Genomic DNA, 25,798 nt, shown 5'->3' on the forward strand with positions numbered 1-25,798 from the left:
CATAAGGAGTAATTATGGCAGCTAATGACACTATTGGTGATATGCTCACGCGGATCCGCAATGCGAATCTAGCACGGCATCAAACGACACAAGTCATGTCGACCCGAATGACCCGAAGCGTCGCTTCGGTGTTGAAGGATGAAGGCTTTATTACCAGCTTTGAAGAATCTGGTGAAGGGGTAGAACGACGCCTAGTCATTACGCTGAAGTATCGTGGCAAAAATCGTCAACCGATCATCAACACGTTGCAACGTATCAGCAAGCCGGGGCTTCGAGTTTACTCCAATAGACGTGACTTACCGAGAGTCTTAGGCGGCATCGGCATCGCGATTATTTCCACATCCAGTGGGATTATGACCGATCGAGACGCTCGCCAAACTGGGGTTGGTGGAGAAGTCCTTTGCTATGTGTGGTAGACCCAACCCCCTTGCAGTTATTGATACGGAGTTAGACTATGTCTCGCATCGGTAAGGTACCCATTCCCATTCCTGACAAAGTGAATGTCACGATTAAAGGGCAAGCCGTGACTGTGAAAGGCCCCAAGGGAGAGTTATCCAGAGAGATAACCCCAGAGGTTGCCATTGAGCAGGCTGATAATCTGGTCACAGTAACGCGTCGGAACGAATCACGCATCGCTCGTCAGCGCCATGGTTTATCCCGGACGTTAATTGCCAATATGGTGGAAGGGGTATCCAAGGGATTCGAAAAGAAATTACAAATCCAAGGGGTGGGGTATCGAGCCCAAGTACAAGGTCGTAATTTGATCTTGAACGTGGGTTATAGCAATCCCGTCACCATTGAGCCGCCTGAAGGCGTGCAGGTGGCAGTGGAAAGTAATACGAATGTCATTGTTAGTGGCATCAATAAAGAAGTCGTCGGCAATACTGCTGCTCGAATCCGGGCAGTTCGTCCTCCTGAACCGTACAAAGGCAAAGGAATTCGCTACGCCGATGAGTATGTCCGCCGCAAGGTTGGTAAGGCAGGTAAGAAATAATGAAAACCACTCGCAGAGACGCAACCCGTAGCCGACATCAGCGAGTTCGCCGCAAAGTTGTGGGAACTGCTGAACGACCTCGGTTAGCTGTATTCCGATCGAACCAGCATATTTATGCTCAGGTGATTGATGATGCCCAGCAGCACACCTTAGCTGCAGCATCTACTGTTGAATCCGATCTCAAATCATCTTCTGGAGCAACTTGTGATGCCTCCACTGCCGTGGGCAAGCTGGTGGCTGAGCGAGCCATTGAAAAGGGAATCAAGGCCGTAGTGTTTGATCGCGGCGGTAATTTGTATCACGGGCGAGTCAAGGCGTTGGCCGATGCTGCTCGTGAAGCTGGCTTAGAATTTTAAGTAGGATATTATCCATGGCAAAGGAAAATCGTCGCAAAAACAACCGGAACAAGGAAAAAGACTCCACCTGGCAAGAGCGGGTCGTCCAAATTCGACGGGTCTCGAAGGTCGTCAAAGGTGGTAAAAAACTCAGTTTTAGAGCCATTGTTGTGGTTGGCAATGAGCGAGGCCAAGTAGGCGTCGGTGTCGGTAAAGCCAGCGATGTGATTGGTGCCGTTCGCAAAGGCGTTGCCGATGGCAAGAAGCAGCTGGTTGAAGTTCCTTTGACTCGGTCCAACTCTATTCCCCATCCTATGATCGGTCGGGGCGGAGCCGCCAAAGTGATGATGCGCCCTGCAGCCCCTGGTACGGGTGTGATTGCGGGTGGTGCGGTTCGTACCGTTTTGGAACTGGCTGGTGTTCGCAATGTGTTGGCGAAGCAGTTGGGGTCCGATAATCCTTTGAATAATGCCCGCGCTACCCTCCATGCCCTAGCCTCCCTCCGCACCTTTTCTGAGGTGGCCGGTGAACGAGGCATTGAAGTGGAAAAACTCTATGCTGCTACTTAGTGCTCTGATAGCCTAAGCGAATTAGTTTATTAACCCCTAGCCCCTGACTTAACAAGATCATGAGACTAAACGATCCTAAACCCAAAACCGGTTCCCAACATCGACGTCGCCGTGTTGGCCGAGGAATCGCTGCTGGTCAAGGCGCTAGCTGTGGCTTTGGAATGCGCGGTCAAAAATCTCGTTCAGGTCGTCCGACTCGTCCTGGATTCGAGGGTGGACAAAATCCTTTATACCGGCGAGTGCCAAAGTTAAAGCATTTTACGCTGATCAATCAGAAGCAATACACTACGATTAATGTAGGTAAGCTTAATGAATTGAAAGCGAAGTCCGATGTCACCCTTGAGTCTCTGATGGCCGAAGGCATCATTACATCCAATGATGGACCTTTGAAAGTACTAGGAGATGGTGAGCTAACGGTTGCACTCAATGTGCAGGCCGCAGCCGCAACCCAGTCTGCAATCGCCAAAGTCGAAGGGGCCGGTGGTAGCTTTCAGTCTACTGAGTCTTAACATCTTTCATTTTTAATCGGCTTTTAGAGAGGTATCCCTGACATGGTTGTCAGCAGAGGTAAAACACCATCCGCCCAAGAAACCTTTATGCAAATGGCCCAGGCAGCTGGGCTTAGAGGTCGGGTCTTTATCACCCTGGGACTGTTGATTTTGGTCCGGTTGGGTATTCGTCTTCCGGTTCCAGGTATCAACCGTGCTGCTTTTACATCAACCTTTGCTGGCAACCCTGTCTTTGGCTTTTTAGACTTCTTCTCTGGTGGTGGTTTTTCTGCCCTAGGGATTTTTGCTTTAGGGATTATTCCCTTTATTAATGCCTCGATCATTTTGCAGCTGTTGACCGCTGCATTGCCATCCCTGGAGCGTCTACAAAAAGATGAAGGGGAAGCGGGTCGCCGCAAAATTTCCCAAATCACTCGCTACGTGGCTTTGGGATGGGCCATTATCCAAAGTACTGGATTTGCCATCTTAATCAATAGTGCCGAGGGTGTTGTGTTCAATCCCGGCATTGTGTTTATCGTTCAGATGGTGGTGGCCTTAACGGCTGGCTCCATGTTTGTGATGTGGGTTGGTGAATTGATTACGGAGAGAGGAGTAGGAAATGGCGCTTCTTTGCTCATCTTTTTGAGTATTGTTTCGGGTCTACCTAGCACCTTAGGCAATGCGTTGCAGATTGCTGAACAAGGCGAGGTCTCTAAAGTCATCATCTTGATTTCTGTTTTCATCTTGATGATTGTCGGCATTGTGTTCGTTCAAGAAGGCACTCGCAGAATTCCTATTGTCTATGCTCGCCGCCAAGTGGGACGACGAACCTATCAGGAACAGAAGAGTTATCTGCCCCTCCGCTTAAACTCTGGTGGAGTGATGCCCATTATTTTTGCCTCGGCTATGCTGATTTTGCCCGGCACCTTGGCGGGGCTAACGAACAATGCAACTATCATTGAGTTTGCTGGATATTTAAGTCCCAATAGTTCTCTACCTTGGGTCTATGTGATTTTCTATCTGTCGATGATTGTCTTCTTCAGCTACTTCTACGCATCTTTGGTGGTTAACCCCATTGATATGTCCCAGAACTTGAAGAAGATGGGGGCCAGTATTCCAGGGATTCGTCCTGGGCGGGCAACGACAGAATATGTTGAAAAGGTTTTGAATCGATTAACGCTGTTGGGTGCTTTCTTCTTGGGAGCCGTTGTGTTGGTTCCAGTGGCCGCCGAGAGAGTGGTTGGTGGCGGTATCTTTTCTGGTTTTGGTGCAACATCACTTCTGATTTTGGTGGGTGTTGCGATTGATACGGCTAAGCAAATTCAGACCTATGTGATTTCCCAACGGTATGAAGGGATGGTGAAACAGTAGTGGCACGTTTAATTCTGTTTGGGCCACCTGGGGCAGGCAAAGGTACGCAAGCCGTTACCCTCGCAGCAGACTTTAGTATTCCTCATATTTCGACGGGAGATTTATTCCGAGCAGCTATTTCGGGTAAAACTCCTCTAGGATTGAAAGTTCAATCCTACTTGGATCAAGGGCAATTGGTCCCGGATCAAGTGGTGATTGATATGGTCCAAGAGCGATTGGCCCAGTCGGATACTGCTGGTGGATGGTTATTGGATGGATTTCCCCGGACTATTCCTCAAGCCCAAACGTTGGACAAGCTTCTACAGGAGATGAACCAAAGTTGCGATCGCGTCATCAATCTCCAGGTCCCTGAACAGACTTTGGTCACCCGGATGCTAAGCCGAGGACGGAAGGATGATACGGAAGCCGTTATCCAAGATCGTCTCCAGGTCTACCATACAGAGACTGCAACCATCTTAGATTTCTATCGTGAACGCAACTGCTTAGCGGATATCGATGGCGATACGACAGTGGAAGCCGTGACCGAACGCATCAAAGCGGCTTTGGCAGATCTCACATAATTCTTTATACTCTCTGTGTAGAAGCTGGATAACCTATCATTCGGTAAATCGGTTCAAACTCATCCCTAGGAGGATCAACTTTTTGGCTAAGCAAGATGCGATTGAAATGGAAGGTACGGTCACAGAATCGTTGCCGAATGCCATGTTTCGCGTGGACCTAGATAACGGGTTTAATGTTCTAGCCCATATCTCTGGCAAGATTCGGCGGAACTATATTAAAATTTTGCCCGGTGATCGTGTCAAGGTAGAGCTGACTCCCTACGATTTGACCAAAGGGCGGATCACCTACCGCTTGCGCAAAAAGTAACTCAACGACCCCAGGTACATTGCTCAAGATGCATTTGAGTTGCGATCGCAACTTTATCCATTGCTATGGTGTCCACTGATACCCTGAAAGCGCAGCTACAAGACGGCGTTTTATCTTCGGTTGAGTATCGTATTGTCGCTCCCCTTGATTTACTCGATGCCCCCAACTCCAAAGCTTTAGCAACCCAGGCTTGGCCAGGGCGTCATTTGACGTTTGGTTTGACCGACCTCCCCCAACCCGGGCAAGCCCTTTCGGTTCGCCTTTGCGAAGATGACTATCCTGGCTGGATTCGTCATGAAGCTCTCACGGCCCTCGAACCGGCAGCCCAGTCCTATCAAGCATCGTCTCTCACCCGCGATCAAATCTCGGCTCGCCTGCAATATGTCATTGCCTTTATGCTGGCAGCCATGGACCAACCCAATCAGTATTTATGGGGAGGCACCCTTGGTCCTAACTTTGACTGCTCAGGGCTAATGCAGCGTGCATTTGCCGAACAATGTATTTGGCTACCCCGCGATGCCTATCAACAGGAAGCATTTACCCAAACGTTAACGAACCCAGGATCTGAAATCCAAGACTTTACCCAGATTTTGGAAACGGGCGATTTAGTCTTCTTTGGTCCCATCGAGAAGGCCAATCATGTGGCCTTGTACCTGGGCGACGGCAAATATATACATAGTTCTGGTACGGATCAAGGCCGCAATGGCATCGGCATTGACTTCATTTCCCCTTCTGGAGATGCTGTCACCGAAGCTTATTATGGCCAGATCCATGGTGCTGGTCGGATCATCGAGAGCTATCAGCCCCAAACACAATCTTTCTAAACCTATTTCTGGCAGAAACCCAGGGTATCTGTCTAACCGTCGATATTTTTTGATAGGTCATCCCATCTATCTGGGTTCAATAAAGACATCAGCATTTAGAGGTCATGGGCTGGGATGTCTCCCACTCGATATCGCATTTTAGGGCAGGTTGGACAAGGACAATTTGGTCGAGTGCTTTGTGCACGCGATCGCAACACCGGATCATTAGTAGCCCTCAAGGTACTCAATAAACGAGAACTTCCAACTCGCTTTTTTCTACGAGAGTTGCGGTTACTCGCTAGTTTGCAGCATCCCAACATTGTCTCTGTGCAGACGATTACCTATACCGCCAAAGAACGATATCTGGTGATGGACTATTGCGAAGGCGGTACCTTACGTGAATTAATACAACATCCCGTTCATCTCAGCTTTCAGCAACGGTTGCAGATCATTATTGATGTGCTCAAAGGGTTGGAATATGCCCACCAGAACGACATCATTCACTGCGACCTCAAACCGGAAAATATCTTACTCACCTATACCAAGCAGGGGACAACCGCTAGAATCACCGATTTTGGTATTGCTCGGTTAGCCGAAGAAGCGGGATATGGAGTCTTGGGTCAAGGGGACACTGGGTCTCCCGCCTATATGGCACCCGAACGTTTTTATAGTCAACATTCCTACGCCTCGGATCTCTATGCGGTTGGCGTGATGCTGTATGAACTATTGGTGGATAAGCGTCCCTTTATCGGCCTCCCGGGCGAACTGATGACCGCCCATCTCAATGAAGTTGCTCAAATTCCCCAGGAAGTTCCTTTTCTCCTCCGTTCAGTCTTAAAAACGGCCCTACAAAAGCTCCCTCAGAAACGCTTTAAGAGTGCGACGGAAATGCTCAAGGCCGTCTCCCTGGCTGCAGATATTTTAGCGTCGGAAGATTCCAACTACACCCTTGCACCGAGTCAACAATGGCCAGAGCACTCGTGTCATCTCAATCTTCAACAAGAGCAATATCCGAGTCCCATCCACTGTATACATATACAGGACCATCAAGTTTACCTAGGCAGCCACAACAAAGTGATTTGCCGATCCTATGCCGCCGATTTTCCAGCACCTGGACCGTTTCAAGAGCAGCAGTGGCAGTTCGCATTACCGGTCAAGGACTTATTATGGGGAGGGAGCCAAGCCTGGGTCCGTACCATCCAGGGCAACACCTTTAAGCAGCCCTCTCGCCTACATCCCTTATCCCTTGAGAATACGCCAGACTCCCAACCCTGCGATCTACCTACGGTCGAAAATCTCTCCGGTATTGATTGGAGACAGAATAACAAAATTGGTTGGCGACCCGAACAGAACTGGCTAGCTATTACCTGTGGCCAGCAGTCTTTTGAAGCTGTTCAAGGAGCTGAGCTAGGCGGTCAAGCTCTCTTACAAATATATCAATGGCCCCAGATGCAGCCCATCCACCAGCCTGCTCTCATTCGTAAACCCAACTGGCTATTTGTATTGGACTCCCATTTTGGTGTCGCCATTTCTGTAGATGAAGATCAAAGTCATTTTCAGGGGTTTACTCGCAGAGGTAATGGCTTCCAACCCTTTTCGATGCCCATCCCGCTGCAACAAATGACTCAAAGCGTTGCCAATCCCTATCGATTGTTAGCTGTCAGTCAACATGACCCTCAGATGGCCTTCTTAATTGATTTAAAGCCCTGGCGACTGACGAAAATATCTTTAGCTCTGCAACCGGAACAGATTCTTCCCACCGCTTGGGGATACGTTTTATTGGCAACTCATCAAGTTCTTATCCTGAGTCATGAGGGCCATCCATTAAGCCACTTCCAGTTACCGACAAACCCCAGCGAGAAGATCGCGGTTTGCGCCTGTGCGGAGCAAGGATTTATGGTTAGCACTTGGTTAGATCAATCCGCAACCCTGTATACCGTTGATGTGCGTTCACATCTCCCAGAATGGTGTCGACAGACTCAACTCGATTCTCAAGCAACGACTCACCATAAAACAGCCTGAACCGGAACGCCCTCTAGCAGCAAGAAAAGCACAGCATAGGGTAACAGCATAGGTCTGGTCACAAGAGGTGCTGGCGAATCTGCGTGAACGGCATGATGTATTGCGATTTGCCGAAAAGCATGGACTTTAGGTCTCCTCAAGGCTAGGGTTAATCGACCAGGCTTTAACTATCGCTTTGGCTCCAGTCAGTTAAGGTTGGGATTAATTCTAACTGGCGATAGCTGGATGCGATCGTTTAAGGAACCACTGCTCAATCAACCTGAGCGTTCCGGGGGCCTTAGCCTAAATGGTGTTGGACTGAACGCCGATCCTGTACAGCTTAAAGGGCTAACAGTTTTACACCAAGTAACCGGACCTTTGATGCAGGGTGCTCATCAACCCTCAGGAATCCAGGCTGGGAACATCCACCGAAGTGTACCCATAACCATCCATAAACCCTACATAAAATCCTGCTAGCTTCTAAAGCATAATCAAGGTCTATCGTTCTTACTGCTTCAACATAACTAGAACCTCTAACCCCCTCCATTGACGGTCAATAAAAGCATGGAGCGCTCCAAACTGTAACAAAAGCTACAATCCTCTCCCTAAGCCAGTCATAGAGATTTATATATGGATGCAGGTACCATTAGCATCCGTATTATTACTGAGTGATTTATTTTTTCTATCCAAGGATTCAAATGTTTATGGGTGCTATTGAAGGGGTAACAAACTTTCTCTGTATAAATACGTAATCCAGAATTATAGCTTATTTAAAAAAGTAAGAATAAAGCTATTTAACCCTTGATTATTTAATTAGTTGAAAATGCGAATATATATAAATATTGCATGAAATTAATTCTTGAAAGTCCTTTTGAGTAAAGGCATTAAGAGGATTAATGGCGTAGATATATTTTACAAAATATTCTCATAAAATCTTTTTTGCTCAGGTAGGATAGTTTTTGATTATTAAGTGAGTGAATGTAATCAAACTGCTCGAATCACTGTCCAGAATTAGGTGTCATCCCGGATTTCAAAAAGGGCATACTAAACCTAGACTGATAAATAAGTTAATAAAACCTGGGTGCACTGATAATTCTGTACGGCGTTGCTTCCAACCCAAAAACAGGCTTTCAAGGAAAGGATTAGTCGCCACTATCAGCTCACTGGCTTATGCTCTTAATCTTAAAAATCTCACCTAGAGATGAAGGCAGAGAATGAGCCATTAGCCCTGAGTTTTGAGGATCCAGCTCAAAACAACAGGATATCGACCCAGCCTTAGGCGGGGCAATCACAGCTCATCTCTGCCGGAAGATGCCTATCTTCCTATTGTCCATTACCAAGAACTCAAAGACGACATCATATGACTCAAGATACACCAAAGTCCCCTAGACGACCACGGAAGATTGGCCCTGCCGCCATTGCAGCCTTATTGGCAAGTGGTCTTTTCCAACCTCTTCTTCCCGCCTTTGCCGCTGGAACAGCTGCTGGCCAACAAATCAGTAACACGGCCACTGCAACCTATTCAGAAACGAGTGGTGGACCTACTATCGATGCCACATCAAATACTGTTACCGTCACCGTTGCAGAAGTTGCTGGTGTGACTGCAACTCCTGCCGGTTTCACTGATACAGATGGTGGTGCGGTTGAGTCAGGTGACTTTTTATACTTCGACTTCGATGTTACCAACATTGGAAACACGCTTACAGATATCCATATTCCTTCAACGGTTACCCCTGAGAACTTTACCCTCACACCAGATCCCGCTCTAAATGCAACCGCATCAATTCTGGTCGATATCGGTGATGGGAATGGATTTGTTCCTTTGAGTGGCTTCCCCGGTGGAGTAATTCCCGACGTTGCGGTAGATGACACGATCCAAGTCAGGGTTGTAGGTACTCCCGCTGCTGGCACATCTGCAGGTGCCGATGTCGGCGTTACCTTGGGTAGCACTGGTCCTGACAACAATGGTCCTACCACCCAGAACCAACCCGACCTCCCAGATGGAGCCAATCCCAACGAAATTCGCACCGAGGACGCTGACCCCGGTAACGGTGCTCCAGTTAACGGCGAGCGAGAAGCGAGTGCTACGAACAGTATTGAATTTGCCAGTTCCGTCCGTCCCTTAGCCTTGGCTACTGTCACCAAAATTGCCTCTAACCTGGCTCCTGGACCAACGGCTGCTGCCAATGACGATGAGATTACCTATGACTTAGGTCTAACGGTAGAAAGTTCTTCTCCTAATGCTGCTTTCACACCAGCTGATCTAGAAGGTACAAATATTAGTGTTAATGGGTCAGTCGCTCCTCAGATCTTAGTGTCTGATGCGATTCCAGCTGGTACTGTGCTTTCAACAACTACTCTCCCTAGTGCTCCTGCTGGTTGGACTGTTGTATATACCGAAACAGCACTTACTACCACAGCAACTAACGCCCTATGGACAACTACCCTTCCAGCAACTCCCACTCGAATTGGTTTTATCCATAACGATCCAGGGTTAAGTGATACAAACCCACAGGTACTCCGGACAGATCCAGTACAGGGACCTTTTCAGTTCACAGTAGTCACCTCTGGCTTACCAGCTACAGGTGGACAGATTGCTAACATTGCCCAGGTATTTGGTGAAACAGTCGGCGATCCTGACAATGAAGTTATTTACGATGAGTCTGGCGACAGCAATCCCAACAACTTCAACGACGATGGTACACCACCGGATCCAACGGGTACTAATTATGACCCAACCGCTAATACTGGGGATACCGGTGTTGCAGACCCTGTAACCCAAGGAACGGATACTGGCAACAACAACACGGGTACTGGTCCAGATGGTGAAGACAACGTGGTCAATATTGGCGACGCTGCGGGGAGTGACGATATCCTTAATGGTCCGAATACGGTCCCTGGCGCTGTCGGTCCCACGGACGATAACGATGACTTCACCAACCAGACCACGGATGTTCCTGCTGGGGTTGGTCCAACTGATATCTTTGACCCCGCACCTGAAACCTTTAACAATACGATTCAGAATCCTGCTAGCTCTGGATTTATTTCAAATGTGACTTTACAACCTATTTCTCCCACCCAGGCAGAATCCACGGATGATAGTGCATTAACAGGTCAATATGGCGCTAACAGCGATATTCCTACTGGTACAACGGTTACGATTACTGCGACCGACGATGCTGGTGTTGTTCAGTCTGCTACATATACTTATAACGGTACAACCTTTGACCTGACCGGTAGCAGTACTAATGGTACTCCTGAGACTGCAGGTAACTTCAAACATGTTAATGTCGGTGACTTAAATGCAGGGCAGACCTTAAATTACACAACAGTCGTTGATTTACCTGATGGTAGCGCAGCAGGTACTGCTGATGATGTTGTCCCGAATGATGAGATTCCTGTTCCCATCCTGGCTTTTGCGGATGATGATCCTAGTGGCTCTCCTGGATATAACTTTGCCACTGGTACCCCTGAATCAACTACTAACATCACTCTTGATCGCCTCTATACCGGCTTTATGCGGTTGACTAAGGAAGTACAGATTCTGGATGAGAACGGTGTGCTTATCCAACCTTGGACTTCTGACCAACCCACCATTGATGGAGTTGATGTCCTTCCTAATTACCAAATCGAGTACCGGATTACCTACGAAAATATTTCGACTAATGTTGTCGGTAGTGGCAATACCACCCTAACCGCCTTTGACTTCGAAATTGTTGAAGATGGTAATCCTGTTGTCAACGCTGGCACTGGTGAGCAGAACGTCAACAATAACTGGGCGTCCTTTACTGACCACGAACAAAACACCAGCGCTGACCAAGGCATAGTGGAATATTTCACCAATAGCACTGACGGAACTCCTTTAACCACTTCAGACCCCATTGCTGGAACCAAAGTGGACAAGTATGAGAACCCCGTTGGTCAGGTCGATCCTGGCCAAACTGGTCAGTTCCAGTTCCGCCGCCGCATCCAGTAATCTGCTGCGTCAGGAAGTAGAAGCTATCTTCACTTCCTGACGCTTATCGCAGTCACACCAATTTTCTTAAAGCATTTTTTCTGAATTCAAAAGGTTTTCTCATCATGAAACGTCGTCTATCCATCGGTCTCGGTGTCTTAGCAGTTGCCGTAGCCGTTCCTTTCGCTAGCAGCACCCCTGTTCTTGCTAACTTGCAAAAAGCAGGCGAAGCCCTCGTCCAGCAAATTCTTCAGCCCAAGGTAAAGATGGTGCTCTCTGCCGAGAAGCAAATCGTTACCACTAACCCTGAGGGTGAGCAGGAAATTTCCTGGGAAGCCGTTGAAGGCAATGTTACTGTTCGCCCTGGTGATGTCCTCCGCTACACCTTGCTTAGCGAGAATGCTGGAGACAAGCCTGCTGCTGAGTTGAAAATCAACCAGCCTATTCCGACCAAGACAGCTTTTGTTTTGGATTCTGCCCGAGCCAATGGTGCCAAGCTCACCTACAGCATTGACGGTGGCCAGTCCTATTCTGAAAAGCCCATGGTTGAAGTCACTCAGCCTGACGGCACATTCAAAATGGAACCCGCCCCGGCTGAAGCTTACACCCATGTTCAGTGGGATTACAGCGAATCCCTCAAGCCCATGGCTTCTGTTAAAGCGGTTTACGAAGTAGCGGTTCAGTAATGGACTGAGAGCTATGGGTGAAACCAACTCTCTTTTCGGCTCACCCATAGCTCTACTATCACCGCCTTAAATTTAATTTCCCTTCGGGAAAATAGCATTCTTCAGGCTCAATTCGCAGCCTGATAGGGATCTTATGCCCAAAAATACTTCTTTTACACCCATTTGAACCTGAAAAACACTGTTTTTCAACCTTGTGAAAGAGTCAGCGATTCTATCCGATTGTTCCAGAGGAGATATCTCCCGTGAGACCACCTCACTTGCCATTCCCCAACCAACCCTTCCCCAGGTGGGCTCGTGCTCTGACTTCAACTTTAGTTTTGGGCAGCCTATTTTCGAGCTCTGCCATTTCTTGGGCTCAAACCACGGAGGAAGAAGACTCCAGAGATCTTCTGAATAACACTGCTTCTTATTCCTACACCAACTCCAATACAAACACGCTGATTGAAAGCTTCACCAATCCGATTTCAAATGTGTTGGATCCTTCGTTGCTCGATCCCCGTGGGCAAGTTTTAGGCTGTGGCGGAGAACCTCTCGCGGACTACACCGGGTTTACGGTCGGTCTCTACAATATTGACCCCAATGATCCGACCCAATCGGAACTAGGGAGCTTAGTGTTGTTAACCCGCACTGAAGTTCCTGACATTCCCAATAACGGTATTGCTCTGGGCATCACCCCCAATGGATCTAACATTAACCCATTCCCCCTCACCAATGCCGATCAAGGGACCTACAGCTATCTACTAGACCCCAACCGAGGACAGCTCGCCGTGGGTCAATCTTATATCTTGGTGGTTACGCCGCCGGATGCGTCCATTTACAACCAGCGTCGCGTTCGTCTAACCATTACCTCCATTATTCCGACGGGCAACCGCAACTTGGTGACCTATCGGGCTACTTCCCTCGATGGTTTGCCCATCGCCGCAGAAGGAGAGACCAACTTTGAAGAAACGGTAACCACGATTGGGGATGCTGAGCGAATCTCGTTGCAACTACTGGCCTTAAACTTCTCTTCGACCCTGTGCCAGACCAATCAGATTCAAATTAGTAAGTCTGGGGACCGAGCCAATGCCGCCCCTGGAGATTCGGTGATTTATCGTCTGACCCTACGTAACCTGTCCGATGGGCAGTTAGACACCATTTCTGTACAAGATATTTTGCCGACGGGCTTTAAGCTGCTTCCCAACTCGGTTAGAGGGGCTCTGAATGGAACTGAGGTTCCGATTACGGTTGAGCAAAATGGTCAGAATCTAACCTTTAGGACCGACGCAGTTATTCCTTTAGAAGGGGTCATCAACGTCGTCTATGCAGCACAACTTACCCCAGATGCTATTCGAGGCGATGGTAGAAACTCCGCCTCGGTTCTGGGATTCCGAGTCGATAACAACCTGGATGTTCGGGATGGCCCTGCAGTCCACCGAGTGCGGGTAAACCCAGGCATCTTAACAGACTGTGGCAATATTCTAGGCCGAGTCTTCGTCGATAAAAACTTCGATGGCGAGCAGCAAACGGGGGAACCTGGTATTCCCAATGCTGTGGTCTGGATGGATGACGGCAATCGCATCACAACCGATGAGAATGGTTTATTCCATGTCAGATGTGTATTGCCTGGACCTCGCACTGGTGCTCTGGATTTAACCACCTTGCCCGGTTACACCTTAGCCCCCAATCTCCACTTTATAGAAAGAAATAGCCCTTCGCGTTTGGTCAGACTCTCTCCCGGTAGCACCGTACGCATGAACTTCGGTGTCACACCTACCTTCCAGGAGGAGTCCAAATGATGAAACAACGTTCTTACCAGTGGATGCAAACTGGACTCCTCGGAATTGTCGCAGGTACCAGCGTGGCTTTAGCCCCAAATCTGGTTAATGCCCAAGTCATGGAAGAGGTCCAACCAGCAGATGAATCAACCCTGAGTGCAGATAAGCCAACCGTTCGTGATGCTGAACCAACCTTACATGCAGAAAATTCGGCTGTTAGTGACGCTGAACCAACCCTAAGCGTTGACCAGGAATCCATTAACGAAGCTCCTACTCAAGAGCTTGTTATTGAAGAAGCCGCCGCTGATTCTGCCGTGGCTGAAGAGCCTCAAGTTAATCAACCCCAAACAGCAGCTAGTGATCCTCAGCCAGTTGCTGCCGAAGAAAACATGACTCCTGGCTCAGAAGCTACCAGTTCTGAAAGCCTAAAACAAGATATCCCAGTTGTTGTTGAACAACCGGCTGAAGCTGCACCTAAAGTTGTCGCTGAAGAGGTATCCTCCCCAACGCAACCCACCGTTTCCACGCCTCAGCCCCCAGAATCGTTGATCAAAGACACTCCCCCTGTGTCAGATGAGTCTGAGGTACCCGCCCCTGCTTCTACAGAAGCGCCCACAACTGCTCAGACACCAGCTGCTACGTCAGCTTCAGGGATTTCAATCTTAACGCCTGGTTCTGGGAGTGTGGTTGATAAACCAGCAACCACGGTCATTATTGAATTTGGTGCTGATCAAAAAGTTGAGCTAAGGGTCAATGGTAAGGCGGTTGATAGCGCTCAAGTGGGTCGAACCGAGACCAATTCTGCCACCCAGAAAGTCCGGCAAACTTGGTATGGCGTCATCCTCGATGCAGGTGTCAATACCATTACCGTCAATGAAGTCGGTCAAGAGGCCCCTAGTGCATCGGTTCAGGTAGAAGTGCCTGGTGAGCCGACTCAAATTAAGGTGCGAACGGCTCAAAGTAAAGTTCCTGCCGATGGTCGGTCTACGGCCCAGGTGTTGGGTTACTTGCTAGATGCCAATGGCAACCAGTCGAACTGGGATGCCATTGTCACCCTAGAAGCCACATCAGGAAAATTCGTGGGTACGGATAACAAACCTGATGTTCCTGGATTCCAAGTGGAAGCCATTGATGGTAAATTCACCGCTGATTTACAGTCCAGCATTAGTGCAGGGCTGGTGAGAGTTCGGGCTACTGCTGCTGATATGGAAGGGTTCCATCAGTTTCAGTTTTCCACGCCCATTCGACCTTCGGCTCTACTAACCGGGGTTGTAGATGTGCGGATTGGTCGTCGGGGCACCAACTTCTATGACAGCTTCCGCGAGTTCTTACCTGTCGATGGCGATAATGGGTATGAAGTTGATGCCCGTGCCCAAGCCTTTGGGATTACTTCCATTGGCGATTGGTTATTAACGGGGGCTTTTAATAGTGCTCGCCCCCTGAATGAGGACTGTAACGGGGAATCTACCCTGTTCAAAGCCTCAGGTACAGAGTGCGATTACAACAACTACGCTACCTACGGCGATAACTCCACTACGGATGTAACGGCCCCGTCCACCGATAACTTATTTGTACGATTAGAGCGCACCTCACCCGTCCCCGGTGCTGGTAGTGATTACTTTATGTGGGGGGATTACAACACCGAAGAATTTTCTCGGTCCTCTCAGTTATTTACCGCCACCAGCCGCTCTTTACATGGCTTTAAGGGCAACTACAATATCGGCAATCTGCAGTTGACTGCTCTTTACGGCAATAACACTGAGGGTTTCCAGCGGGATACGATTGCTCCCGATGGCACCAGCGGATTTTATTTCTTATCTCGACGGTTGCTGGTTCCAGGGAGTGAGCAAGTCTTTCTGGAGCTTGAAGAACTGAACCGACCCGGTACTGTCCTGAAGCGGGAGCGGTTAAGCCGAGGGGCTGACTATGAAGTGGATTATGATCGCGGTACGTTGAAATTCCAACGCCCGATTCTACGCACAGATGTCGATGATGACGGCTTTGTGCTGGTTCGCCGCATTGTCACCACTTACCAATTTGAAGGAGAAAGTTCTGATACCAATACTTACGGCGGTCGTGCCCAGTACACCTTTTCTCGGAGCTTAGATCAGGAGAGCTGGGTGGGGGCCACCTACTTCCGTGAGGATCGCGGTAGCCAAGACTTTGAACTTTACGGTGCTGATGCTCTAGTGTCTTTCGGCAAGGATAGTTACCTGGTTGCAGAATATGCCCGGTCCAATAACTCGCTAGATTTCGCGACGCCCGTGAGCGGCAATGCTTACCGGGTTGAAATTGAGGCAAAGCCCACTGACAATATTTCGGGTCGAGCCTATTTCAAACGGGCTGATGTGGGTTTCTCCAACAATGCCACCACTAGCTTTGTTCCTGGCCAAACTCGCTATGGGGCAGAAGTCTTAGCTGCAGTCTCTAAGAATACTAAGCTGCGGGCCAGCTTTGACCATGAGGATAATTTTGGGGTTGCACCGCGTCCGCTTGATTTGTTTGAAGATCTAATCCAGCCCGGTTTCTCTCCCACTCCCGGTAATCCAGTCAATAACTCCCTGACGACGATTACAGCAGGGGTTCTGCAGCGGATTGGTGATTCGGAAGTGAGTTTGGACTACGTCCGCCGCGATCGCACCGATCGTCTCACGGGCCAGGACATCACCACGGACCAGATTCGCTCTACCGCCCGGATACCTCTGACGAAAAAACTGACCTTGCGGGCATTGAACGAGACCACCTTCTCTTCCGAAATTGATCCGATTTATCCCAACCGTACTTCCGTGGGGCTGGAATATGAGGTTTATCCTGGCGTCACCATTGGCCTGAACAACACTTACCTGACCGGTGGACAGTTCGATGATGACTTTATCACTAGTCTAGATATCGCGGGTCAACATACCTTCTCCACCGATACCACCCTCCGAGGTCAGTTCTCGATGATGGGTGACTTGGGGATGGCTGGCTACTTTGGTGTTGAGCAGGGCTTGACTATTGCTCCAGGTCTACGGGCGGATTTCTCCTATGAGCATGTGTTTAACACTGCCTTGCAGCAAACCGCCGCTAGCCAACAGTTTGCCCAACCCTTTGCCTTAGGGTCCGGTGCGTCTGCCTTAGGCTTAACCCCTGGGGATAGCTTTAGCGTCGGTTTGGCCTATACCGACAACCCTGATTTTCAAGCCAATGCTCGCTTTGAATATAGTGATACGGCTCAGGGCAGCAATACGATCATTACGGCGAACGCCTTAGGGCGAGCCACCCGCGACCTAACGGTCTTGGCCAGCTATCAGCAAGCCAGTGCCTCGAACCAAACCCTAGCAGGATTGGGCACCACCCGCGACTTGAAAGTGGGTCTGGCCTATCGGAATCCCGATAGCGATAAGTTCAATGGCTTGCTTCGCTATGAGTATCGCGAAAATCCTTCCACGATTCCTGACACCCTACTGTTTGCTAACGGTACCGGCTCTACGGATCATCTGATTTCAGCGGAGGCCATCTATGCTCCCAACTGGCGCTGGGAACTCTACGGCAAGTTTGGCTGGCGACATAGCAAGTCTTACCTGGCTCAGGATTTAATTGGCACCAGCAGCATTTCTCTGGCGCAAATGCGGGCCACCTATCGAATCAACTACCGTTGGGATATTGGCGGTGAAGTCCGCTGGATTCGTCAAAACAGCACTGGGTTTAATGAGGTCGGCGCTTCTGCAGAAGTGGGTTACTACCTCAATCCCAACTTGCGGTTGGCAGCTGGATACGCGTTTGGCGACGTGGGCGATCGCGACTTCGGTAACTCTCGCTCAGCCAGCGGTCCCTACTTTGGGGTCACCCTGAAGCTCGACAATAATCTCTTTGATGATTTTGGCTTCGGCAAAAATAAGGTGGCTCCTCCGCAGCAGCAGGAGTCTGTACCAGGGAACGGTCAGGTACAAGAAGCCTCAAACCCTGCTTCGACCTCTAAGGCTAAAGCGTCCAATAAAACCACCAAGCCTAAGGCTGAACTGGTCAATACCCAATCTGAAGCGGTTGCAGAGCCCGCGCCTGCACCCCAAACTCAACCTAGTTTTGAAGTCGTCCGATAGCTGAACCTCTAACCCTGTCGTTCTCCCGGACTACGGGGTTAGCGCTATCTCAGACTTCACACCTAATTAAATGACTTCACACCTATTAAATCTCTACCTAGTTTGTATCCCCAAGAGGTAATCATGAAATCTCGCGGCACGCTCCACTCCTCCCCCCGCCTTCCCCAGCCCTCTTCAGGAATGGCGATTGCCTGGGCTTCCTTAACCTCTTTGATCGCCATTTCAGGACTCCTTAGCCCTTGTCAGAAGGGGGACTGCACTGCCCATGCCCAAACCCCTAGGGCTACCCCTACCCCTGTTCAAGTCACGGTGAATAGTCCGTTGGATGGCGAAATTCAGGCCGATGAAGTGGTCACCCTACGAGAAGCGATCGCAATTACCAACGGCGTGCTCCATAAAGGCGACCTCAGCAAGGCAGAACGAGCCCAAATCTCTCCCAGCACAGATCATAGCCGGATCGATTTTGACTTGCCCAGCGATAACACCACGATTCGATTGCAGGCCCTGCTGCCCACCATCACCAACCCCGGTCTTTTGATTGATGGCACCAGCCAAGCGGGTTATGCCCTTGTAGATGGTGACGCCAGTGCCCCGGCACCGGTCGTTGCCCTGACCCCAGCCGAGGATGTAGAGGTGTTTCGGGGATTAACCCTAGCCGCGGATCAGGTCCATATCAAAGCCTTGAGCCTTTATGGATTTACCTCCATCCATAAAACCACTGCGACAACACCACCTGCGGATATTTTTATTGCCCATCGGCTCCTGCCGTCCAAGCGTCTCAAAGAAGACAACCCCCAAGTCACCTATCCCTACGATGACGAGCGGGATATTCCCCCCCAGGGCGTCATTATTGAGGATAACTATTTAGGGATTACACCCCAAGGAACTGCCCCTACTGCCCCTCGATCGGCCTTTGGTATATCCATTTACAACGCCATTGGCACGCGGATTCTCAACAACCGAATTGCTCAACATGATGGTAGCGCTGTAATTACCAGCATCCGCGCCGAACAAACGGAGATTGCCAACAACATCATTGAGCAGAATGGCTTGGCCGGAATGCCCGACGCCATCCGCCTAGAGGGGGATATTGATGGCACCAAAATCCATATGAATCAGATTCAACAGAATGCCGGTAGTGCTGTTTATCTCTTCAAGCCCGAAGGGTCAGTCATGGTTGAAAAGAACCTGATTGCAGACAATGGTCAACGTTTCCGTCGGGCCGCCATTTTGCTGATGGGGGATAATCACCATGTCGTCAACAACACCATTCAAGACCAACCGGGTCCAGGTGTGGTGATCACGTCTTATCCCACGAGCCAGCGCAACTATATCCTCGACAATCGATTTGCCAATCTTGACGGCCTCAGCATCGATTTGATTGCTCGTGAAAACCGTTTTCTTGACCGCTTCTCCCGCATCTCCATCAACCGCGTGGACTTAGCGGATCGATCCAGTACTAGAGTGCAAGACTACCAAGTCGGGGATGGTCCAAATCCCTTACGCAATTCAGACCAACGCAAGCGCGATACCGCCAACCGAGGCTTGAATACGCCTCAGTTTCTCAGCTCCGAATTTTACATTATGGATGGGGCGGTCAACCTGGATGGGGAAGCCGATCCAGGGGCTGAAATTGTACTGTATAAGGTGATGGAAGAGGGTAAGCAAGGTCCTCTTAATGAGCCTGTCACGATGGCCAAATCCGATGAAGAGGGGCGGTTTGCCATCACTCTCACGGACGCAAATCCAGGCGATCGGTTCAGTGCGATCGCAATTCATCCTGACTACGGCACCTCAGAGCCCGCTCGCAATGCCATTGTCTTAAATCTCAGATAAAGCCGTTGCCACGTCTGAATTAACGGCTCATTCCTGATTTGTCTAAATCTTTTCTCTGATCTCACTTAAGAAAAGGAGTGAGATCAGAGTGTTTTGTTCCTGTTCCTCAATGCATTATGTTTTCATTCAATTGTTTTACCCAGAATTCCTATTGCCAAAATTCTCTCAAAAAATTAAAATATGCACTACGCAGTGCAAAATGGTTACCCGTTGCAACGTTTGCCGCTACAGCATTCAGTATTCTTGTAGCTCCTTCCGCAGCACTAGCCCAACGTAACTTTTCCCCACGTTTTAGCACTCAAGCTAGGGGGCGAACCACTATCTTCGGAAATCCGGTTACCACCTGTTCTTCGACTATTGGTCCCAGAAGAGATATTTGTGCAGCGACTCAACAGGCGACGACAGGGAGTGGCATCGACTTCACCAACAACGGTTATTGGATGGACTATGTGGACATTGATAGTGATGGCTCAACATTCAACTCCTCTTCAGTTACTTACAATTTCCCTACCGCGAATCCTGGCTTTAATATCGTCTGGGCAGGACTTTATTGGGCTGGGGAAACTTCAGCTGGCGCTGCAAGCGGTGGTATTCCTGCTGGTGAAGCAGCTATCGATGCTAGCAAGCGGAACGAAATGTTACTGCGTATTCCCGGATCATCAACCTATCAAACTATCACTGCAAGCACCTTAGATACGATCAATACAACCCGATATAGTGCTTTTGCGAATGTCACTTCTTTGGTGCAACAAGGGGGGAGTGGAACTTACTTTGGGGCCAATATTCAAACGGGGAAAGGTCGCGATCGCTATGGTGGCTGGGCGTTAATCGTCGTCTATCAAGATGATTCGGAAATACTGCGAAGTATGACTGTGTTTGATGGTTTTATTCAGGTTGGAAATAATATCGTTGATACTACAATCAGTGGTTTTCTAACTCCAAATGCCGGGCCGTTTGAAGCTGCATTCGGGGCGTTTATCAGTGAAGGAGATGTAGGCCTAACGGGTGACCAATTTTTGATTGATGGGGATGGTGCCAACTCCGATGGCGATGCAACGGACCAGCCTTTCGTCAATATTAGCGATGCCAATAGCCCGACGACCAATTTCTTTAACAGTTCAGCTTCTTTATTTGAGACGCGAATTGGAACCAATACAACGGTCAACACGCCTGATGGCAAGACCCTCGGCCCCATTACCCGGAATCCCGATTATCCCAATTTGCTGGCCCTGGATATTGATATTGTGGAAGCAAAAGATGCGGCAAACAATGCGGTCATCCAAAACAACGCCACAGAAGCAGGACTGAGATTTACCAGTTCAGGGGATTTTTACTATCCCACCGCTTTCTTTTTCAGTGTTGAAGTCTTTCAACCCGTCTTGACCCAGAACTTCACCAAGACAGTGACGGATATCAACGGAGGCGATTTGAATCCCGGTGATATTTTGGAATACACGATCACTTACCGAAATACCGGGAATGATGCGGCGACTGACGTTGTTTTGACGGATGACATTCCCACTCATACGTCTTACGAACCCAACTCTCTGGTCATTACCACCGATCCTGATCCGACCCTGACGACTCCAGCGGCGATGGGAGATGGGACCGCAGATAATGATCGGGCTGAATTTGATAGCGTTAATAACCGCGTGGTTTTCCGGACAGGGATTGGAGCCAATGGGACCAATGGCGGAGAAGTTCCCTTTGACGACCCCAATACACCGATCGCAGAGAACGATACTGTCCAGGTCAAATTTAGAGTGAAAGTGGATGGTGATATTAACGTCTTTCCTACGACCATTTCTAACCAGGCCGCAATTGACTACAACGGTAAGTTCTCTGGCATTCCATTCTCCGGGGTCAGTGATGACCCCACCACTCCCAATGATCCGAATGATCCGACGGATATAGATGTGGTTGAAGCCTCATCGCCCAACCTGATCTTGGTCAAACGCATCACGCGGATTAATGGCAGCACAGTCAATGGTGCCGTGAACCTAGAGAACTATGTGGATGATGCCAATAGCCCTTACGACGATAACGTGGACGAAATCCCCCCCTTTGCTGGACAATCTGATCCAAACCAGGATGACACCACCCACTGGCCAGATGCAGATGCAGCCAATGGCCCTGATGACTATCTAAAAGGAGCGATTGCTGCGGGTGAAGTCAAACCTGGAGATGAGGTTGAGTACACCATCTATTTCTTATCTACGGGGGGTAAGGATGCGATTGATGTACAGCTTTGTGATAAAGTCCCTGCTTTGCAACGTTTTGTACTGGATGCTTATAACGCGGTAACGCCAGCGCCCAGTGGAGGTGTCGGGGCCAATCGGGGGATTGAAGTGGAGTATAACGGCACCATTTTGTCTTATACCAATGATGCCGATGGAGATACTGCTCAGTATTATCCACCTGGCTCAACTCTTCCTGCCCCTTGTAATAATGCCCCGGCTCAATCAGAAGACAATGGTGCTGTGGTGCTTGACCTAGGCACACTCCCTGAATCAACGGCTCCAGGAGCACCAACCGCCTCCTATGGCGCGTTGCGATTCCGGGCCAAGGTAAAGTAGGCTTCTGTAACTTTGCCCCTAAAACCAATACTTAGCTAAATGCAGAGGCATGAGTTCTAACAATGAACGGAACTCATACCTCGTTTATTTGTTTGTACTGGGCACACATTTGGCAAAAGTGAGTGGGGCTTTTTATTCACCCATGGCAAAAATGCGATTCAAAAGGTGAACTATAGCTATAGATGCGGACTATGGCTGTGGATAGTCAACTATAGCTATAAAAAGTCTGCCTTAGGACCTCGACTGAGGGATCAAGATTAATGCTCTGAGCGATCTGATTCGGGGTAAGAAGACTCTGGGATTTTCCTCTCAGAAAGCTCGTGCTGTCTTTGTTTCAGGTCGTTCAATATTAGCCAACATCCAGTAACTTATGATGTTTCTCAAATTCTCTAAGCCATACTTGCCCGCTTCAATGACATTTAAGAAAATACTGACAGGTCTTATTCTATCTGGGGCTTTGGAAAGTGTTGGCTATGGCGGAGCATTACTGGCTAAGGAAACATACCCACACGCTCAGAAATATCAAGTCTCTGCCCATACCCTACTCCAAACTGACTTGGAGCAAACTTCAAATCCTCTTCATTCCGCTCGCGCAACGGATGTGGTGATTATTGATGCGGGTGTCACCAATTCCCATGCGTTGCTAAAAAATATCCCCAGTCAAGCAGCCGTTCACTATCTCAGCCCAACTGGCGATGGATTGGAGCAGATTGGCGATATCCTCAGCAATTATCGAAATCTCAAATCAGTACATTTGCTGGCTCATGGCTCTTCAGCTCAATTGCAGCTAGGCAACTCATGGGTTAATCCCGCAACTCTCAACCATAGGGCCAAACAAGTTCAGTCGTGGCAAGCCGCGCTATCGCCAACAGCAGATATCTTTCTCTATGGCTGTCATGTTGCCTCTACTGTGGAAGGGAAAGCCTTTGTGTCTGACCTGGCCACTTTAACCGGCGCTGATATAGCTGCCTCAGATAATCTGACAGGTGATGCAACCCAGGGTGGAGATTGGACCTTGGAGTATCAGTTGGGTGACCTAGAACCCCATAGGATTTCTCAGCAACTAGCCCTGTCGAATTACGATCAGGTTTTGCAAGTTACCGTTCTCAATTTCAATGACCCAACGCCTTCTTTAGAGCCTGCCACAACGGACGTTTTTCGCTTTCAAAATGTCGCTACTGTGGGTGGACAAAGTATTGACGCCCTAGTCACGGTTAGCAATATCAATAATGCAACCCTCACTAACTTGGATGATAATGGCTCTTTCCCTGAGCGATTCCAACCTGTGATTCGTCATGATGGTGGAGCCAATGCCATCTCCTCTATCCGATTTGATTTTCAGCTCGTTCAAGCGGGAACAACAACTCCTTTAGCCGCGACCAATGTTTTTTTTAGTGCCCAAGACGTTGACGGTAATGGCTCTGCTAACTCTGTTAGAGAATTTGTAGAAGTCATTAACGCGGAAACTGTCTTTATCGACGACCCTACTTTTTTGGAACTCGCAGCCTCATTAGCAGGAGGAATCCGCCATCGAGTTATTAATTCCTCCAATGTGCAAAGTGGTATCGGTACGGACGATCGCTACGAAATTTACAGTTACTTGGGGGATACCGTTACTAACTTTTCGATTGTTGCTGGTAATGATGTGGGATCTGCCAACTGTTCCGGGGCAAGCTGCCCTCGCCAAAACTCTTGGACCTTTGATATTTCCGATATTCAAGTGATCGATTTCAGTGATGCGCCATCTACTTATGGCGTTCCTTCCCATGCTGGCACTGCAGTGACTACGCTTCGACTCGGGACTGCAAGGGATGGGGATAGTGGTCCTATTCCTTCAGCCGATGCTTTAGGAGACGATAACAATGGCTCTGATGATGAGGATGGTGTTACCTTAGCCCCCCTCAATGCCAGTGATACCTCCTATTCGATTCAGGCATCGAGTCTTTCCGTCACCAATAGTACGGGAGGTCCAGCAACCCTACACGCCTGGGTTGATTTTGATGGCAATGGTACTTTTGACTCCGATGAGTATACAAGTCAACCCGTACAGAACGGTATTAGTTCACCAGATGGAGCCTTAACCTGGTCGGGGGCTGGAGTAAGCGGAATGTCAGGGGGCACGACCACCTATGCGCGTTTCCGGATTACGACGGATGGGGGTATTAATGCCAATACTCCGGGTGGATTTGCCAGGGATGGTGAGGTGGAAGATCATGCCCTTGCGATCACAACTCCAGTCAATCCAGATATAGATAATAACTTCTGCCAGGTGAGCAGTGACATGATGTTTATCTTGGATAAATCGGGTTCCGTGAGTCTCAGTGAGCGACGATTACAACGAGATGCGGTTATGGCAATGCTCAATTACTTGGTCGATAACAATATTACGTCTCGGGTAGGTATTGTCCGGTTTGACTCTACAAGTGCCACAGTGATCGGTTATACCGATGTAACGGCTGCTAATCTGCCTACTTTTGAAAGCGCCCTCAATACTAACTATGTCAATATTGGTGGGGGCGCCACCAATTGGGAAGCTGGATTCCAGCAGGCTATTTCCCTGGGGGTATCACCGGGCAGCCCTGATGTCGTTTTCTTCTTCGCTGATGGCAACATCAATTCGGGAGGCAGCCCGAACGATGAAGCGTTGCAATTCAAGCAGGCGGGTGCTCATATTTATGGAATTGGTATCCAAAGTTTAGATATCGATGATTTCTTGGATATAACCGATGGTAGTAATACCACTCAATTTGACGCTGCGCTGGATAATGCTAATTCTGCCGATTATGTAGAAGTTAATAGCTATGACGACTTAGCGGACGATATGACCAGCTTGTTACGTTCACTTTGTCCACCTGCAACCAACAACCCCAATGTGTTACTGGTCAAGCGGATCACCCGCGTGAATGGCCTCACAGAGAATGGGGGCACTAACCTCAATGTTTACGTTGATGACCCCAGCTACGAGTACGATGACAATACCCTCGGTAGCCCTGCGCCCACTCCCTTGGATACCGAATACTGGCCCACTCCAAGCACCTTTTTACTGGGGGCCACCAATGGAGGTCAAACCCGTCCAGGGGATGAAGTTGAGTACACCATCTATTTCCTATCAACGGGTACTTCAACGGCCGTGGGTGTTCAATTCTGCGATAAAGTTCCTAGTTTCCAAACCTTTGTGCCTGATGCGTTTAACGCCGTACCCCCTGCACCTAGTGGAGGCGTCGGAGCCAATCGGGGCATTGCAGTCGAATACAACGGCAGTCTTCTCTCATTTACCAACGATGCAGATGGAGATACCGCTCAGTATTATCCACCGGGTTCCACCTTGCCCGCAGTTTGTGATAATGCCCCCGCCCAAACAGAAGATAACGGTGCCATCGTCGTCAACTTAGGTGATTTGCCCCAAGCAACGGGTGTAGGTACCCCGGCAACTTCTTATGGCGCCGTTCGGTTTCGGGCCAGAGTGAAGTAGGTCGTT

The 25,798-nt window shown here is 49.1% G+C and carries 17 protein-coding genes; all 17 read left to right on the top strand.

The genetic code is table 11. The features are described from left to right. Window positions 1-14 precede the first annotated feature (14 nt). The 17 genes from rpsH (at window position 15) to AM1_RS43270 (ending at window position 25,792) form a co-directional block, all read left to right on the top strand. On the top strand, window positions 15-416 hold the full coding sequence (rpsH, locus tag AM1_RS21350) for a 30S ribosomal protein S8 (RefSeq protein WP_010469304.1): 402 nt from the start codon (window positions 15-17) through the stop codon (window positions 414-416). 38 nt (window positions 417-454) lie between these two features. Further along, a complete protein-coding gene (gene rplF / locus AM1_RS21355) occupies window positions 455-994 on the top strand; it encodes a 50S ribosomal protein L6 (protein WP_010469303.1) in 540 nt (179 codons plus the stop codon). Further along, a complete protein-coding gene (gene rplR / locus AM1_RS21360; protein ID WP_012164970.1) occupies window positions 994-1,350 on the top strand; it encodes a 50S ribosomal protein L18 in 357 nt (118 codons plus the stop codon). The genes rplF and rplR overlap by 1 nt, the downstream gene beginning before the upstream one ends. 14 nt (window positions 1,351-1,364) lie before the next feature. Beyond that, complete coding sequence (gene rpsE / locus AM1_RS21365) at window positions 1,365-1,898, top strand: 30S ribosomal protein S5 (RefSeq protein WP_012164971.1); 534 nt, start codon at window positions 1,365-1,367, stop codon at window positions 1,896-1,898. Window positions 1,899-1,957: 59 nt separating this feature from the next. Further along, complete coding sequence (gene rplO, locus AM1_RS21370; RefSeq protein ID WP_012164972.1) at window positions 1,958-2,407, top strand: 50S ribosomal protein L15; 450 nt, start codon at window positions 1,958-1,960, stop codon at window positions 2,405-2,407. A 42-nt stretch (window positions 2,408-2,449) separates the two neighbouring features. Continuing rightward, window positions 2,450-3,757 carry a preprotein translocase subunit SecY gene (gene secY / locus AM1_RS21375; RefSeq protein WP_010469295.1) on the top strand — a complete coding sequence of 436 codons (1,308 nt, stop codon included), beginning with the start codon at window positions 2,450-2,452 and terminating at the stop codon, window positions 3,755-3,757. Continuing rightward, the gene (locus AM1_RS21380; protein ID WP_012164973.1) at window positions 3,757-4,317 is read left to right on the top strand and encodes an adenylate kinase; all 561 of its coding nucleotides are present in this window, start codon (window positions 3,757-3,759) and stop codon (window positions 4,315-4,317) included. Before secY ends, AM1_RS21380 begins: the two co-directional genes overlap by 1 nt. Window positions 4,318-4,399: 82 nt before the next feature. Then, entirely contained in the window at window positions 4,400-4,624 is a 225-nt protein-coding gene (gene infA, locus AM1_RS21385) for a translation initiation factor IF-1 (RefSeq protein ID WP_010469293.1), read from the top strand. A gap of 65 nt (window positions 4,625-4,689) precedes the next feature. Then, window positions 4,690-5,448: a C40 family peptidase gene (locus tag AM1_RS21390; protein WP_012164974.1), complete on the top strand. Its 759-nt coding sequence runs from the start codon at window positions 4,690-4,692 to the stop codon at window positions 5,446-5,448. Window positions 5,449-5,562: 114 nt separating this feature from the next. Next, a complete protein-coding gene (locus AM1_RS21395) occupies window positions 5,563-7,449 on the top strand; it encodes a serine/threonine-protein kinase (RefSeq protein ID WP_012164975.1) in 1,887 nt (628 codons plus the stop codon). 1,339 nt (window positions 7,450-8,788) lie between these two features. Then, window positions 8,789-11,404 (top strand): beta strand repeat-containing protein, encoded by a 2,616-nt coding sequence (locus AM1_RS21400; RefSeq protein ID WP_012164978.1) that lies wholly within the window; start codon window positions 8,789-8,791, stop codon window positions 11,402-11,404. A 104-nt stretch (window positions 11,405-11,508) separates the two neighbouring features. Continuing rightward, a complete protein-coding gene (locus tag AM1_RS21405) occupies window positions 11,509-12,069 on the top strand; it encodes a DUF11 domain-containing protein (RefSeq protein WP_012164979.1) in 561 nt (186 codons plus the stop codon). A 242-nt stretch (window positions 12,070-12,311) separates the two neighbouring features. Further along, window positions 12,312-13,847, top strand: coding sequence for a DUF11 domain-containing protein (locus tag AM1_RS21410; protein WP_148215790.1), 1,536 nt, complete (start codon window positions 12,312-12,314; stop codon window positions 13,845-13,847). After that, window positions 13,844-17,908 (top strand): TonB-dependent receptor, encoded by a 4,065-nt coding sequence (locus tag AM1_RS21415; RefSeq protein ID WP_148215791.1) that lies wholly within the window; start codon window positions 13,844-13,846, stop codon window positions 17,906-17,908. The genes AM1_RS21410 and AM1_RS21415 overlap by 4 nt, the downstream gene beginning before the upstream one ends. Window positions 17,909-18,031: 123 nt before the next feature. After that, on the top strand, window positions 18,032-19,744 hold the full coding sequence (locus tag AM1_RS21420) for a right-handed parallel beta-helix repeat-containing protein (protein ID WP_012164982.1): 1,713 nt from the start codon (window positions 18,032-18,034) through the stop codon (window positions 19,742-19,744). Between the two features lie 116 nt (window positions 19,745-19,860). Continuing rightward, window positions 19,861-22,320: a DUF11 domain-containing protein gene (locus tag AM1_RS21425; protein WP_012164983.1), complete on the top strand. Its 2,460-nt coding sequence runs from the start codon at window positions 19,861-19,863 to the stop codon at window positions 22,318-22,320. A gap of 412 nt (window positions 22,321-22,732) precedes the next feature. Further along, on the top strand, window positions 22,733-25,792 hold the full coding sequence (locus tag AM1_RS43270; protein WP_238549035.1) for a DUF4347 domain-containing protein: 3,060 nt from the start codon (window positions 22,733-22,735) through the stop codon (window positions 25,790-25,792). The last annotated feature ends 6 nt before the right edge of the window (window positions 25,793-25,798 follow it).

The sequence above is a fragment of the Acaryochloris marina MBIC11017 genome, assembly GCF_000018105.1.
In the GTDB taxonomy this organism is placed as follows: Bacteria; Cyanobacteriota; Cyanobacteriia; order Thermosynechococcales; family Thermosynechococcaceae; genus Acaryochloris; species Acaryochloris marina.